The organism is Massilia alkalitolerans DSM 17462 (assembly GCF_000427785.1).
GTDB lineage: Bacteria > Pseudomonadota > Gammaproteobacteria > Burkholderiales > Burkholderiaceae_D > Telluria > Telluria alkalitolerans.
The window spans coordinates 148305-162986 of the sequence record NZ_ATYR01000001.1 but is presented as its reverse complement, the minus strand read 5'-3'; the positions used below and the strand labels follow the sequence as shown (position 1 = coordinate 162986).

9 protein-coding genes are annotated in these 14682 nt (G+C 68.9%); 5 read left to right on the top strand and 4 right to left on the bottom strand.

Translation table 11 applies throughout. From position 1 onward, the window contains the following. The first annotated feature begins 123 nt into the window (after positions 1-123). From YWC_RS0100705 to YWC_RS0100695, 3 genes are all read left to right on the top strand, one after another. On the top strand, positions 124-750 hold the full coding sequence (locus YWC_RS0100705) for a phasin family protein (protein ID WP_051306115.1): 627 nt from the start codon (positions 124-126) through the stop codon (positions 748-750). Between the two features lie 116 nt (positions 751-866). Continuing rightward, positions 867-1817, top strand: coding sequence for an extracellular catalytic domain type 1 short-chain-length polyhydroxyalkanoate depolymerase (locus YWC_RS27780; protein WP_036212481.1), 951 nt, complete (start codon positions 867-869; stop codon positions 1815-1817). Between the two features lie 106 nt (positions 1818-1923). After that, the gene (locus tag YWC_RS0100695) at positions 1924-2199 is read left to right on the top strand and encodes a hypothetical protein (RefSeq protein WP_027863655.1); all 276 of its coding nucleotides are present in this window, start codon (positions 1924-1926) and stop codon (positions 2197-2199) included. Between the two features lie 88 nt (positions 2200-2287). Here YWC_RS0100695 and YWC_RS27775 read toward each other — a convergent pair whose 3' ends face one another. The 3 genes from YWC_RS27775 to YWC_RS27770 all read right to left on the bottom strand — a co-directional run bounded on the left by YWC_RS27775 (position 2288) and on the right by YWC_RS27770 (position 10971). Beyond that, positions 2288-6868 carry a PDDEXK-like endonuclease domain-containing protein gene (locus YWC_RS27775; protein ID WP_036212473.1) on the bottom strand — a complete coding sequence of 1527 codons (4581 nt, stop codon included), beginning with the start codon at positions 6866-6868 and terminating at the stop codon, positions 2288-2290. Positions 6869-6978: 110 nt separating this feature from the next. Next, positions 6979-8508, bottom strand: a complete 1530-nt coding sequence (locus tag YWC_RS0100685; protein WP_027863654.1) for a GGDEF domain-containing protein — start codon at positions 8506-8508, stop codon at positions 6979-6981. A gap of 39 nt (positions 8509-8547) precedes the next feature. Beyond that, positions 8548-10971 carry a putative bifunctional diguanylate cyclase/phosphodiesterase gene (locus YWC_RS27770; protein ID WP_051306113.1) on the bottom strand — a complete coding sequence of 808 codons (2424 nt, stop codon included), beginning with the start codon at positions 10969-10971 and terminating at the stop codon, positions 8548-8550. A gap of 292 nt (positions 10972-11263) precedes the next feature. Here YWC_RS27770 and YWC_RS0100675 point away from each other — a divergent pair, with 292 nt between their 5' ends. Together YWC_RS0100675 and YWC_RS0100670 are read left to right on the top strand one after the other, a co-directional pair. Continuing rightward, on the top strand, positions 11264-12487 hold the full coding sequence (locus tag YWC_RS0100675) for a hypothetical protein (RefSeq protein ID WP_169728071.1): 1224 nt from the start codon (positions 11264-11266) through the stop codon (positions 12485-12487). 6 nt (positions 12488-12493) lie between these two features. Further along, a complete protein-coding gene (locus tag YWC_RS0100670) occupies positions 12494-13405 on the top strand; it encodes a LysR family transcriptional regulator (RefSeq protein WP_027863652.1) in 912 nt (303 codons plus the stop codon). On the opposite strand, the gene YWC_RS0100665 is transcribed toward YWC_RS0100670, so the two are convergent. Next, entirely contained in the window at positions 13402-14619 is a 1218-nt protein-coding gene (locus YWC_RS0100665; protein ID WP_027863651.1) for an MFS transporter, read from the bottom strand. The two genes, YWC_RS0100670 and YWC_RS0100665, sit on opposite strands and share 4 nt — an antisense overlap. Between the last annotated feature and the right edge of the window lie 63 nt (positions 14620-14682).

Genomic DNA, 14682 nt, shown 5'->3' with positions numbered 1-14682 from the left:
CGATCCTTGGTGATCGTCCTCTCCCAGACGGCATCCGCCGTGCTGCCATTCCCGCCAGACATGTCAACGCGCCGCGTTCGGCGCGCGCGTGCCCACATCATTCCATTCCCCGAAAGGTACTCCATGTATCCATACCCCCAATCCGTCACTCCCGCCGTGCGTTCCCACATCGAGGCACAGACCGCGTTCCTGAACGAGCTGTCGCAGACCATCTCGCGCTCCTTGCAGCAGGTCTTCCAGCTGAACATGCAGCTGGGCCAGAGCCTGCTCGAGGAAACCACCAGCACCGCCCAGCGCATGCTGGCCACCGAGCGCCCCACCGACGCGTTGTCGGCGGCAGCCTCGCGTGCCCAGCCCGCCACCGACAAGCTGCGTTCCTACCAGCAACAGCTGTCGCAGCTCGCCGCGAGCACCCAGGTCGACCTGACCCGGGTGGCCGAGCAGCATGGCCAGGAAACCTCCCGTACCGCCCGTGCGCTGGCCGACGAGGTGACGCGCGTCTCGGTCGAGGAAACCGACAAGAGCTTGCGCCAGCAGGAGGAAACCATGAAGACATCGCGCGATGCCTTCAAGCAGGAGGCCGAGCGCGGCGCCAGGATCGGCGCCCAGTTCCTCGGCAACCTGCAAAGCGGCGCCGATGGCGCGGGCGTGAAGCCTGGCGGCCAGGCCGGCCCGCCCAGTGGCACCCGCAACGTGCAAGGCGGCGGCAACAGCCAGGCCGAGAACAAGGTCCCGTCCCCGGCGCGCTGATCTTCACGACTCACCCTGGCCCTCCGGGGCCATCCCTCGCGGCGGCGCTGACCATGCGGTCTCGCCGCCGCTTCCGTCTCGGGAGACCATCCATTACATCAACAAGGAACCCGCACATGTTCAACACCGTTTTCGACGCGTGGTCGTCATTGGCCTTCCCCTGGAACGGCATGCCCGTCCAGCCCACCACCCGCAGCCGGTTCACGTACGGATTTCACGAGGAAGGAGGGCAGGCGCTCCGCTACCGCCTGTTCATTCCCCACGGCGAACGTGACCAGCCGATGCCGCTGGTCGTCATGCTGCACGGTTGCGGCCAGGACGCCGCCGATTTTGCCGTCGGCACCGGCATGAACGCCCTGGCCGAGGAGCATGCCTGCATGGTCCTGTACCCCGAGCAGCCTTGCAGCGCACACTGGAACAGGTGCTGGAACTGGTACGAACCTACCCATCATCGGCGCGGCGCGGGCGAGCCGGCGCTGCTCGCGGGACTGACCCGGCGCATCATGACCGAGCATGCGGTGGATCCCGCACGCGTCGCGGTCGCGGGCCTGTCCGCGGGCGGCGCCATGGCGGTCATCCTGGGACGCACGTATCCCGACCTGTTCAGCGCGGTCGGCTGTCATTCCGGACTGGCCCACGGCAGCGCGAGCTGCGACGCCAGCGCGATGCTGGCGATGCGCAATGGTCCCGATCCGTCCGCGCCCGCGCCGCCGCGGACGCATGCCGTCGTGCCGGTGATCGTCTTCCATGGCGATGCCGACGCCACGGTCCATCGAGCGAACGGCAGCGGTGTGGTACGCCAGTCGCTCGACAACCATGCGCTGCACAGGCAGGCTGCGGATGCCGGCGTCGCCATGGTGGCCGAAACCGGCCGTGCCGGCGGGCGTGCGTTCACCCGCCATGTGCATCGCGAAGCCAGGGGCGGCGTGCTGGCCGAGCAATGGACCGTGCACGGCGCCGGCCACGCCTGGTCGGGTGGCGACCTGCGCGGCAGTCATGTTGATACCCTGGGGCCCAAGGCCAGCGAAGAAATGCTGCGCTTCTTCTTTGGCCGCCCGGCTGCCTGAGCGGCGCCAGGCGGCGGGGACGACCCGCACACCGGTGTGCGGTGCGCCCGTCAAGCGGCAATGCGCGTAGGCTCGGGATGCTGGTCGCCACTTCATAGGAGGGATCATGATCATGCCCGACCCTGCGAACACGTTTCGCGGCCTGCCCCTGAGCCCGGAGCAGGACAGCGAGATCAGGCATTACATTCACACCAGGGAGCGCAATGGCCTGCCCTGGGATACCCCGGAGCTCCAGGCGATGCTCGCCGATATGCTCGACCCACCGGAAGCCGACGAGGAAGATCGCCATTCGCTGTCGGACAGCATGGGCATGGAGCGGGCCGCGGTGGTCCTGGATGGCGGAAAAGACCTGGACAGCGCCGACCCCCGCCCCGATTCCTGACGCCGGAGGAGGGGTTCGAAGCGAAAGTGATGGGTTCTGGCGAGATAGCACAGAGCTCAGCCAGCGGCCCTTGCCACCCTCGATCCGGTCACCTCAAGGCAGGCGCGGTCGTATCGGTCGCATCGCCAGCAATGACCTCTTCGAGCATGCGTCCCGCAGCGTCGTCGGCGCCCGGCTTCGCATCCCGTCCCCATTCACGGTACTCGACCAGCGACGGGATGCGCGCCATCGCCCCGAGGGGTTCGATCCCCATGCTGGCCAGTTGCGCGAGCAGCTCGGCCAGCACCGCGTCGCGCTGGAGCGACCAGGTCGAGGCGAAGCAGCGCCAGAAGATCCATCCGGCCCGTTCCAGCACGCGCTGGCGCCCCATGTCGGCCGCCCACCGGTCCGGCCCGTGGAACTCGTCGCCATCGAGCTCGATCGCCAGGCGCCGGTCGTCCGCGCCCTCGACCACCATGTCGATGCGGTAGCCGGCAGCCGGCACCTGCGGAATGACGCGGTAGCCACGCTTGAACAGTTCGGTGTAGACCTCGCGTTCGAAACCGGATTCGCACAGGGCAATCAGGCTGCTCGCTTCGTCATTGCTCTCGACAGGTTTCGCAAAATGTTCGACCAGGGTGCGGCGCAGGTCGGCGGTGGACAATTCTTCCAGGCGCACCGAGCGCACCAGGTACATGCGGTCGCGCGCCCGCGATGCGGCCACGTTGAAGCGCTGGTCGTACTGCAGGCCCGACAGGGCATGGTGGTTCCTGCTGTCGGCCACCATGCTCAGGAAGACGATGTCGCGCTCGCTGCCCTGGAAGATGCGCGCGTCGCCACAGGCGAAATTGCGGCGCGCCAGCTCCGCCGCCTCGACGCGGGAGCGCACCAGCTTGTCGATCCACTGGGCCTGTTCGGGCCCGAGCAGGGATACCACGCCGAGCGTGCGCTCGCGCAGCGCCGGGTCGCGGATGATCGCTTCGATCTCGGCCGCGATGAACTCGGCCTCGGGCGGATTCTGGGACTTGGCCGTCCGGTAGCCGTTGGCGACGAAGACGTCGACCAGCGGCGGGTCGAGCCGCTCGGAAGCCTTCGGGATCCGCAGCGGCTGGATGAAGTCCTTGTAGAACACCCGGTTGCTGTAGGCGATGATCGGCTGCACGCAGCGGAAGTGCTCGCGCAGCATGACGCGCGACGCGGCGAATACCGAAGAGGCAATGTCGTACAGCGACATGTCGGCGGTGAGCACCGCTTCGAAGGGCTGGCCGGCCAGGAAGCGCCGGCGCAGGTCGACGATCTTGGCGCTTGATACGAAGCCTGCCTCGGGCGAGACCTGCTTGTCGTCGCCGACCACGAGGATCTGCTTGCCGCGCAGGACCGCCGGCAAGGCCCACAGGTCGGACTGGCTCGCCTCGTCCACGATGACCAGGTCGAAGGCGCCGAGCGTGGCCGGCAGCGACTCCGACACGCGGGCGTGGCTCATGATCCAGCAGGGAACGGCCGCCTGCGCGTCCACCATCGCCCCCTGGGCGTCGCGGCGGTAGCGCCCGGCGTTGACGCCGGTGCCCTTGCCGATCTTGCGCATGGCGATGCGGTAGGTTTCGAGTGCCGTCAGGACGTTCTGGCCGGCCTGGCGCCGGGTTGCGAGCCAGGCCGATCTCGAGACCAGGGTTTCATACAGGCGGGCCAGACCCTTCTCGAGCTCGCGCCGGCGCGCCGCCAGCGTGCGCATCTCGTCGCGGTCGTCGAGGGCGTCCAGGTGGGCCTTCAGGCGCGCCCAGGTCCAGGCGTCGCGCCAGCGTACCGGAAAGACCGTATCGTCACCGGCGGCGTCGACCGGCCTTGACAGCACGCGTGCGGCCAGCTTGGGGGCGCCATGGCGTGCGATCTCGCCGGCCAGTTGGCGCACGGTGGCAAGGACCGGCGCCAGCGCCTCGACCCGCCGGATGTCAAGCAGGATGTCGGCATAGTCGGCCACGACGCCCTCGGCGGGCAGGTCCGCGCTGCCCAATGCATGGCCGACCAGGCCGCGCAGCCGTTCCGAGACAGGACCGGTGCTGCCCGCCAGCTTCTCCCGGAGCGTGGCCATGCTCGTCATTGCCTCTGCCAGTTCGGCGCGCGTGAGGTGGCGGCGCAGCTGTTCGCGGACACGGGCCAGGTCGGCGTGCCGCCCCAGCAGCTCGTCCTGGGGCGCCCGGACGAATACCTGTTCGGCCAGGCCAGGGAGCATGCGGTCGTGCGTCGTCGCCAGGGTGTTGGCCCGGCGTGCGGCGAGCGTGACCTGTTCGACCGCGCGCAGCTGGCCGACCTCCGGCTGCAGCAGTGGCAGGGAGAGCAGTTCGGCAAACGCGTTCCAGCGCACCACGAAGGACAGCAGCCGCGTGTGCAGTGCCGCGAAGCGCTGCACGTGCGCCCAGTCCGCGCTCGAGGCTGGCGCAAGGCCGGCAACGCGGATGGCGTTGACGTGCGGCTTGATGTCGCCGGCGCCGAAGGCAAGGAAACCAAAGGGCTTGCCGGATTCGGCGCCGCGCGCGATGGCGTCGAGCGCCTTCGGATGTTCCAGCGCTTCGCGCGGCGCGCTGACCGGCCGTTGCATGAATTCTGCCCTGGCCTGCAGGAGCGCGTCCATCTCCGAGAACAGCGCCTCGAGGGAGCTGCGTTCGGTGGCGAAATCGGCGCGCCGGCATTTCTCGCGCAGGGCGAAGACCCAGTCATGCCCGGACTCTTCGAGTTCGCGCACCAGCGCGGCTGCCACGTCAAGCGACGCAAGCAGCTGGCGCGCATGTCCGAGCACCTCCGGCGTGGAAGCGCGCAGCGGGAGCAGCACGCCGGCCGCCTCGTCGCGCTCGATCTCGCCTAGCGTCTGGAGCAGCTCGTGCAGGCGCCCGAGCTCGGCAGGGGGAGGCAACATGCCGGAAGCCGGGACATCGGCATGGCAGTAGACCAGGTCGGCGCCGAGCCGGCGCCGCGCCTCGCGCAGCGCCATGCCGGCCTCGTCGCCGAATGGCGGCGCGTGCTGCGCCGACAGCGACAAGCCGTCGTCGAACCAGCCGAACTGCGCGTGACCATGGATCACCAGCTCGGCCATCTTCTGTGCCCGCATCGGCACGCCGTCGACGTCGATCTCGCCCAGGTGGGCGCGCGCGATGTCGTCGATACGGGAGTCGATCCGCGCCATCTCTTCATGCGCGCGGTCGAGGGCGGCGCGGCAGGTGGCGATCGCATCGATCTCGATCTGCGGGTTCAGATGGGTGAGGGTGTGGATGATCGCCTCGATCGACGCCTGGAACTGGCGCATGCCCTCCTTGTCGCCGGACAGCAGCGCCACCGTGAGCGGGCGGATCGACGCCGGAATCTTCTCCTGCAGTACCTTCAATGCCGGTTCGCCCTTGGAGGTGACCAGGATGCGCTTTCCCGATGCCAGGTAGTGGCTGATGATGTTGGCGATCGTATGGGTCTTGCCGGTGCCGGGCGGGCCCTGGACCGCCACGCCCGGGGAGCGCGCGAGCTGCTGGACGATCGTCTCCTGTTCGCGGTTGTAGGGCAAGGGGAAGTACAGCTCGCGCGCTTCGCCATGGCTGGCCGCGCGGCCGGACAAGCCGCGGAAGGCGATCGCTTCGTGCTCGATCACGGCCTGGCCAGGTGGCGTGACGATGCCGAGCGGGCCGTCCGGAATCGCATTGCCGGCGCTGACGCGCTCCTTCAGGCGCGCGATGTCGTCGATCAGGAAATGGCTGGCGCGCGGACGGGTGAACACGACCCACTGGTTTGTCACCACCAGCTCGTCGCCGGCGTCCGGGGCGCCGGCGGCTTCACGGTCATACCGCGCCGATGCCGCGAGCTTGCCGGCGACCAGGCTCAGGATCGGTTCGACGGTGGTCGGGTCGAAGGGAGAAACCGCCATGTCCGGGCGGTCGCGCAACAGGGCGCGGGCGGCGCGCTCGACATCGCCGATGCCGGGCACGGCGCAGGCGGCAAAGGCGTCGAGCTCCAGGCGCGGCTCCACCTGGCGCGGACGCACGGCGATGGCGTGGCTGGCGTTGTCGATCTCGAGTTCCACCGCCTGGGTGATCAAGGGGTAATGGAAGTCGACAGCCGGCGGCGAAGCGGATTCCTCAGTGCCCGGAATACGCCACGACGACACCCCCATGCCCCAGACCAGCTCCGTCGGGCGCACCGCCTCTTCGGATTCCAGGCGCGTCTTCAGCGCGAACAGGTCGGCATAAAGGCTCATCACCTGGCGCCGCGGCCGCTCCCGCATGGCCCAGTCGTTCCAGTGCTGCGTGTAGACCTCCAGCAGGCGGCCGGCCCGCGCGCGGCGCTGCCGGTCGCGCTGCTCGGCCTGTTCTTCACCGAGGACGCGGGCGTCCTCGTTCCGGGCGCTCGCCAGCGTCGCTTCCTTCAAGGCCGGCGGACGGGCCGCAGGGTCGTCGCCGATCGTCAGGAACGGGGCAAGCTCGGGCTCCGGAAGGCTGGGCGCGCGCATCGCCTCGAGGCGGTGCACCCGCATCCAGACGGGCTCGCCATCGGTGTCGACGTCGAAGTCGATCCAGGGCAGCGCCTCCAGGTCGGCGTAGGTCTTCTTGAACTCGGTAGCCTTCGACAATGTAAAAGCTGCTGGATCGATGTCTTTGGCTTGCTCGACCAGGTAGTCGAGCAGCCCGCTCATGAGCTGGGCAGGGGATTGCATGTTTGTTTCGCGGAATCGGCGGTGGGTAGGGTGGTCCAGCCTTGCGTGCGCAAGGTAGCGTTATATTAAACCGTTCTCAACGCTCCGGTGGTTCCGCTGGCGTGCGCCGGCTATCCGGCCGCGCTGACACGATTGCGTCCGCTTTCCTTGGCCGCATACAGTGCGGCGTCGGCGCGCCGCAGCAAGCTGTCTGCGCCTTCCTCGGCATGTTGCGGGACGGTGCAGGCAAGGCCGATGCTGAGCGTCATGATGCCAAGCGGCGCTTCGCGGTGGGCGATGCGCAATCGTTCGAGTCTGGTGCGGATCGCCTCGGCGACCGCCAGGCCGCCTGCGGCGTCCGTCGCCGGCAGCAGCACGACGAACTCTTCGCCGCCGAAGCGGGCGGCGAGGTCGCGCGGACGCGACGCGCCGGCCCTGATCGTGCGGGCGATCTCCGCCAGCGCGGCATCCCCGGCAAGGTGGCCGTGGCTGTCGTTGTATCTCTTGAAATGGTCGACGTCGATCATCAGGGCGGCAAGCGGGCTGCCGTCCTGGCGCGCGCGGGCCAGCTCCTGCTCGAGTGCCCCCTCGAAATGGCGCTTGTTGTAGAGACCCGTGAGCGGATCGACCTGCGACTGAACCAGCAGCGACGCGTTCGACGCTTCCAGCGCCGTCTTGGTATCGAGCAGCTCACGCTCGAAACGGTCGCGCAAGCGCATCTGCCGAACCAGGTAGATCGCCAGGATGGCCATGCCGCCGGCCAGCGCGAGGAGCGCCGCGCCGGCCGTGACGATCGTTTCGCGCCATGGGGCCAGGACCTGGTCCTGCGAGCGTGCGGTGGCGACCAGCAGCGGATAGTCGCCCGCCTGCGCGACCCCGTACATGAGGAGCTTGCCATGCTCCGGCACATCCGGCAGGCGGCCGTTCGGCAGTTGTCCTGCCAGTTGCGGAAACAGCGCAGTTGACGCGAGGTCGGCGCCGATTCCCGTCCATGTGAAGGGGATCGCCAGCAACTGGGTGCCGCTACGCAGCGCCAGGATGATCTTGCCGTCCTGCCGCAGCTCGATCTGTTCGTAGATCTTGCGGAAGAAGTCGACCTTGATGGTTGCCAGGACGACCCCGGCAAAGCTGCCGTCCGCATGCTCGAGGCGGCGCGAGACCGGGATCACCCAGGCGCCGCTGGTACGGCCGATGATGGGGGCGCCGATGTGCACGTCGCGCTCGGGCGAATCGCGGTGAAACCGGAAGTACGCGCGGTCGGCGTTGTTGCGTCCGTTGAAGGACTGGCCGGCGGAGTTCACGATCCAGGTGCCCGACGCGTCGTAGACGAACAGGCCCTGCAAGGCCGGCAGCTCCGCCAGGTGATCCATCATCAGCCTGTACAGCGCGTCCCGGTCGGTCGCCGGCAGGCCATCGTGCTCGATGCGGTTGACCATCCCGACCAGCACCGTGTCGACCATCTTGAACGCCGAGCTGGCCTGGTCGGCCAGCGCATGCGTGAGATTGCTCGTCGAGATCTCGGCGTTCGCCAGCTCGAGCCGGCGCAGCTGCCAGCTGCTCCAGACGTATGCGGCCGCCAGTGCGGCGCCGGCGACCACCAGGATGCTCAGCGCAAGGAGCTGGATGCTGCGCCGCTTGGCGGCCAGTTGTGCGCTGATCATGGCTGCCGTCCGCAAGCCTGGTGCCTGCACAGGCCTGCGTCAAGCATGGAGCAGCTCCTTCAGTGCATCGGCAAACGCCCGGCTGGCCTGTTCGCGTGTCGCGGCCAGGCCGGCTTGGCTGGCCTGTGCGATGAAGGCGTCGCGACAGGACAGGGCCCGGCCTACCTGCCGTTTGCAGCGCGCGCGCTTGCGGCTGTGCCGGTCCAGCCAGGCATCGAATGCCTGCACCCCGGACAGGCTGGCGGCGTCGCCCGGCGCGGCATGCCAGGCGCGCTGCTCCACCAGGGCCTTGAGCAGCAGGGCATCGTCGCGTTCGAGCGGCGTGCACGAGGCCACCTCGGCGGGCAGGCGCCACGCCGCCAGCCAGGGCGCCAGCGCTTCCGGCGGCATCGGGCGCGCGATGCCGTAGCCCTGCGCCAGCATGCATCCGAGCTGGACCAGCATGGCGGCGTGTTCGGCGGTTTCGACCCCTTCGGCCACCACTTCGCGCTTGAAGGCGGCGGCCATGCCGATGATGCCCTCGAGGATCGCCAGGTCGTCGGGATCCTGCTGCATGTTGCGCACGAAACCCTGGTCGATCTTGATGCGCCTTGCCGGCAGTTGCTTCAGGTAGCGCAGGGAGGAATAGCCGGTGCCGAAATCATCGAGCGCAAACCCGACGCCGATCTCGGCGCATTGCGACACCAGGGCGGACACGTGCGCGATGTCGTCCAGTGCGCTGCTTTCGAGGACTTCCAGCTTGATGCGGCGCGGGTTTACGCGCGGATGGGCGGCCAGCAGGCCGCGCAGGTGCGCGACGAAATCCTTGCGGCGCAGCTGCGCTCCGCTCATGTTCACGCTGATCGCGATGTCCAGGCCGGCGTCGAGCCAGCGCACGTGCTGGCGCAATGCCTCCTCGAGCACCCAGTTCTCCAGGGCCAGCATGAGGGGATGCCCCTCCAGGGCCGGAAGGAAGGCGGCCGGCGGCAGGCAGCCGCGGCTAGGGTGGTTCCAGCGCACCAGGGCCTCCACCGAATTCAGCTCTCCGTTCCCGAGATGCACGATGGGCTGGTAGTGCAGGGCGAACTCGTGCTGCGCGAGCGCGCGCTCGATGACCTCGATTTCTTCCGCGCGCTCGACCATCTCGCGATAGCCGAGGCTGTCGAACACATGGAAGCGGTTCTTGCCCGCCATCTTCGCATCGTACATGGCCTGGTGCGCCTGCCTGATCAGCAGGTCTGCGCCGATGTCGTCGCTTTGCCGGTGGAAGGCCAGGCCCGCGCTGGCGCTCACGCGCAGCACGGCGCCGCCGGCCGATACCGGCTCGGAAATCGCGTGCAGGAGCCGCGCCAGCATCGGCTGGCAGGCCTGGGGCGAGTCGACACCGTCGAACACGATCACGAACTCGTCGCCGGCAGGGCGGCAGGCGGTATCGCTGTCGCGCACCGTGTCCTGGATCCTGCGGCCGAGGGCGGCCAGCAGCTCGTCGCCGCATTCATGGCCATGGGCCTCGTTGATGGCCTTGAAGTCGTCGATGTCGAGGAAGGCGACGGCCACGCCGGCGCCGCTGCGGCGCGCCCGCGCCATGGCTTGCTGCAGGCGGTCGGCCAGCAGGCGCCGGTTCGCCAGGCCGGTCAGCGGATCGTAATGGGCGATGTGCTCGAAGTGCTGGTCCTGCAGCTTCTGGCGCGTGATGTCGGCGAATACGCCGACGTGGCCGGTGAGCCTGCCATCGTCGTCGCGCATGCCCGTGATGGTGAGGCGCTCCACGTAGAATTCACCGGATTTGCGGCGGTTCCACACTTCGCCGCTCCAGCTGCCGGTGTGCGTGATGCTGCGCCACATGTCGCTGTAGAACGCCTTGTCTTGCCGTCCCGAGCTGAGCAGGCGCGGATTCTTTCCCAGCACCTCTTCGCGGGCGTAGCCGGTGATCGCCTCGAAGGCGCCGTTGACATCGACGATGCGGCCGTCCGCCGAGGTGACGATGATGCCTTCGCCGGCGCTGGCGAAGATGCTGCTGGCCAGCCGGCGCTGCTGCAGCCCGAGCTTGCGCTCCGAGATGTCGGACAGGGTGCCGAGCGTACCGTCCACCATGCCGTCCGCGCCCCGGCGCGCGCGCGCGGACACTTCGATCCAGCGCACTTCGCCATCGCTGCGCACATGGCGAAGCGCGTGCCGGCAGCGGCTGCGCTGGCCGGAGAGCAGCTGCGCGAGCGTCGACTGCTCGCGCGCCAGGTCGTCCGGGTGGACATGCGCGAGGCAGGAATCGCCCAGCGTCGCCTCGACGGGGTATCCGCTCAGTACCTGCCAGGCCTGGTTCAGGAAGATCCAGTTGCCGTGGCGATCGGTCTGGAAAACGACTTGCTGGAGTTCGTCCAGGATCGACGCCGGGACGGATGCCGCCTGCGGCAGCTGGAGTTCGGGGGCATGGGCGCGACAGCGAAGCGGGTCGCGCTGTTCTTTGAAAATGGTGGTGGCTAACATGGTCTGTATGCACGCGATGCCGGACATAGGCCTGCCGGGCTGCGGCGCCACGTCTGGCGCCGGTGCATGCGGGTTGACGACCGGGCAAAGGATATATCGTTGCATTATGGAAAAAAAATGATCTAGATCAAATTTTGTGAGATTGAGTGATTTTTTATCGACAATTCTCACGATGCGTCTCGAGCGCGTGCCCGCCGCTGCGCATTGCCGCCGCCACGGAACTCCGCGATAATCCACCGTTTCGCCCCGCACACACTCCCAAGGCGCCCTTACGATGAAAAGCACGATGTCCATGATCAAACCAACCCGCATCGCCGTCCTGGCGTCGCTGCTTGCCGCCGCGGCAAGCCATGCTGCCGATCCTGCTCCGCCGCCGGCGGCGACCTCCATCGGCGTCGCTTCCTTCAACATGGGCTGGGCCGGCTCGCAGCAGGATTTCGATCGCCAGAATGCGGTCTGCTCGACCGTGTCGTGGTGCGACACGCGCCCGCGCCGCCAGCCGGGACAAACGTCGATCACCGAGGAAGCCGTGAAGGTGGCGCGCCAGTGCGTCGCCGACACCGAGCGCCTGGCGGGCGGTCGCGACGGGGCGGCCATGATGGCGCCGTGTAATGCCTATCAGGGACGCGGTGCGCCGGTGGCGCTCACGAGCGCCGACTACGCGGCCAAGCTGGCTGGCTTGCAGGCGACCATCGCAGGGCTGATCGAGAAGGATGGCGTGCGCGTGATCGCCTTCCAGGAGGTGCGGTCAAGCGAGGTGATCAAGCAGCTGCTGGGACGGCATGCCGGCCGCTTCGGCGTCTGCGACGCGCCGCACGAGGGTTTCCAGACCCTGGCCTTCGCCTGGGACCGCAGCCTGGGTAACGAAGCCCGCTGCAGCGTGGACAAGGGCCTGGCCATCGTCGACAATCCCGCCGACCCCGAGTCGCGCAAGGTCCGTCCGGGACTGGCGCTCGAGCTGAAGGTGGCGGGGCGCCCCATCGCTTTTCTTAACGTGCACCTGAAGTCCGGCTGCGCCAATATCGTGCCGACCCCGATCTACCAGGCGCGCCTGCTGGACGATCCGGCCGGAGCCTGCAAGACCCTGAACCGCCAGGTCGCGCCGCTCGAGCGCTGGATCGACAGCGTGGCCAAACAGAGCCCGGACTTCGTCCTGCTGGGCGACTTCAACCGCCGCATCGACGAGGAGGCCGCGGCCAACATCCCGGCCGACAAGGTGCGTACCGACGGCAGCGACCCGGCCGGCGTGCCGGCAACGGACAAGGACGGCCGCGTGGCCACACGCTACATGTGGCAGGAGCTGAACGCGGGCAGGGACCTGCGGCAGGTGCCGCTGGCCAGCGTGGACGCGAACTGCAAGGGCTTTACCGGCCTCGACCACATCGTGCTCAGCGGCGCCCTGGCGGCGCGCCAGCCGGACAGTCTCGGCTCGCGCAAGACCGCGGTGGTGCAGGCCCCCGACCAGCGCATCGAGACCAGCGACCATTGCCCGCGTAGCGTCACGCTGGCGTTCTAAGCCGGCATGGACCGGTTCGCCGAACTGAAGGCGTTCTGCCTGGTCGCGGCCAGCGGCGGCTTTTCGCCCGCCGCGCGCCAGCTGGGCGTGGCCACGTCTTCCGTGACGCGGCTGGTCGATGCACTCGAAGCAAGGCTCGGCGCCGTCCTGCTGAACCGCTCCACCCGCAGCGTCACGCTCACCGATACCGGGCGCAGCTATTACGAGGAAGCGCGGCGCGTGCTGGAGCAGCTCGACGCCGCCGACGATGCAGTCGCGGGGCAGGGCGGCGACGTCAAGGGCGTGCTGCGCGTCGCCGCGCCCGTGAGCTTCGCCACCCTGCACATCGCGCCCATCCTGCCGGAACTGCGCGCCAGGTACCCGCGCCTGGTGCTGGACCTGCGCCTCAGCGACGAAGCCGCGCGCCTGGTCGACGAATCGATCGACGTCGCCATCCGGATCGGCAGGATCGAGCCGGATTCGACCCTGGTGGCGCGGCGCCTCGGCTCCCACCGGCGCCTGTTGTGCGCGAGCCCGGCCTACCTGGCCAGCCGCGGCATGCCGATCCTGCCGCCCGACCTGGCCCACCACGACTGCCTGCAGCTCGCCGAGCGGCGGGTGTGGCGCATGCGGCGCCCCGAGGGGGAAGGCGAGGCTGAGGAGATCAGCATCGACGCCGTCCTGCAGGCCAACAGCGCCGAACTGCTGCGCCAGGCCGCGCTCGCCGGCCTCGGCGTCGCGATGCTGGCGCACTGGCTGGTGCGCGACGACGTCGCCGCCGGCCGCCTGGCGCCGGTGCTGCCGGCCTGGGAGGCCAACCCTGGCCCGATGGACGTCGCGCTGCATGCGCTCTACCAGACGAACCGGCGCGGTTCGCACAAGATCCGCGCCTTTGTCGACCTGCTCGCCGCGCACCTCACGCGCTCCGGCCTGAACTAAACAGTTTTCCCCAGTACCGAAGCACGACCCGGCAACTCGCCCAGCCAGTAGAGCAGGGCGGCGGCCGGGAAAGCCATGCCGGCCAGCAGGGCGGCATTCCAGCCATATTGCGCGAATACCCAGGCGCCCAGCGCCGATCCCAGCGCGCCGCCGCCGAAGAACAGGGCGAAGTAGATGCCGTTCAGGCGGCTGCGCACTTCCGCGCCGAGGCTGAAGATGGCGCGCTGTCCCAGCACCAGGTTGGCCGCGACCGCCATGTCGAGCACGATCGAGGCCACGGCCAGCACCCCGATCGCCAGTTCGCGCGAGGCCGGCTGGTAGAGCGGCAGCGCGAAGCCCAGCACGCCCAGCACCAGGGCCGCGGCGGTCGCACGCAAGGTGTGGCCGGCGTCTGCCAGCCGTCCGGCCACCGGCGAGGCGATGGCCCCGGCCATGCCGACCAGCGCGAAGATGGCGATGCCGGTCTGCGACAGGTGAAAGCGCGGACCTTCCAGCATCAAGGGTGTCACGGTCCAGAACAGGCTGAAGGCCCCGAACAGGCCCGCATGGTAGGCGGCGCGGCGGCGCAGCAGCGGCGTGCTCGCCAGCAGGGTCCACAGCGACGCGATCAGCTTGCGGTAGGAGAGGTCCTGCGTTGGTGCGCGCTGCGGCAGCCTGCTGCGCAGCACGAAGGCCAGCACCAGGATGATGGCGGCCGCGCCGCCGAACACCGCGTGCCAGCCGGCGGCATCGGCCACCAGGCTGGCCACGGGCCGGGCCAGCATGATCCCCAGCAGCAAACCGCTGACCACCTTGCCGACAGCCTGGCCGCGGGTTTCCTCGCGCGACAGGTGGGCGGCGAAGGGCACCAGCACCTGGGCCGCCACCGAGCCGAGCCCGATGCCCAGCGCGGCGGCCAGGAACAGCCAGGCATTGCTGCTGACGGCGGCGGCAAGCAAGGCCGCGGCGGTCCCCAGCAGGGCGCAGAACACCAGCCGGCGATTTTCCAGCAGGTCGCCGAGCGGCACGATGAAGAGCAGGCCGAGGGCATAGCCGGCCTGGGTCAGGGTGACGACCAGGCCGGCTGCCTGGGCCGACAGGCCGGTGGCAAGGCTGATCGGCCCGACCAGGGTCTGGGCGTAGTACAGGTTGGCGACGATCAGGCCGGCCGAGACGGCGAGCAGGCGCGTCAATCCTGGAGAAATGTCGGCGGCGGGCGTGGCAGGTGGGCGCATGGTGTGGTCCTTGTCGTGAATGGATGTCGGGACCGATTCTATGGGGGCCGCCGGCCCCGATTG

Coding starts and splice junctions, on each gene's coding strand:
- YWC_RS0100705 (WP_051306115.1), top strand. CDS start 124: ATGTATCCATACCCCCAATCCGTCACTCCCGCCGTGCGTTCCCACATC.
- YWC_RS27780 (WP_036212481.1), top strand. CDS start 867: ATGTTCAACACCGTTTTCGACGCGTGGTCGTCATTGGCCTTCCCCTGG.
- YWC_RS0100695 (WP_027863655.1), top strand. CDS start 1,924: ATGATCATGCCCGACCCTGCGAACACGTTTCGCGGCCTGCCCCTGAGC.
- YWC_RS27775 (WP_036212473.1), bottom strand. CDS start 6,868: ATGCAATCCCCTGCCCAGCTCATGAGCGGGCTGCTCGACTACCTGGTC.
- YWC_RS0100685 (WP_027863654.1), bottom strand. CDS start 8,508: ATGATCAGCGCACAACTGGCCGCCAAGCGGCGCAGCATCCAGCTCCTT.
- YWC_RS27770 (WP_051306113.1), bottom strand. CDS start 10,971: ATGTTAGCCACCACCATTTTCAAAGAACAGCGCGACCCGCTTCGCTGT.
- YWC_RS0100675 (WP_169728071.1), top strand. CDS start 11,264: ATGATCAAACCAACCCGCATCGCCGTCCTGGCGTCGCTGCTTGCCGCC.
- YWC_RS0100670 (WP_027863652.1), top strand. CDS start 12,494: ATGGACCGGTTCGCCGAACTGAAGGCGTTCTGCCTGGTCGCGGCCAGC.
- YWC_RS0100665 (WP_027863651.1), bottom strand. CDS start 14,619: ATGCGCCCACCTGCCACGCCCGCCGCCGACATTTCTCCAGGATTGACG.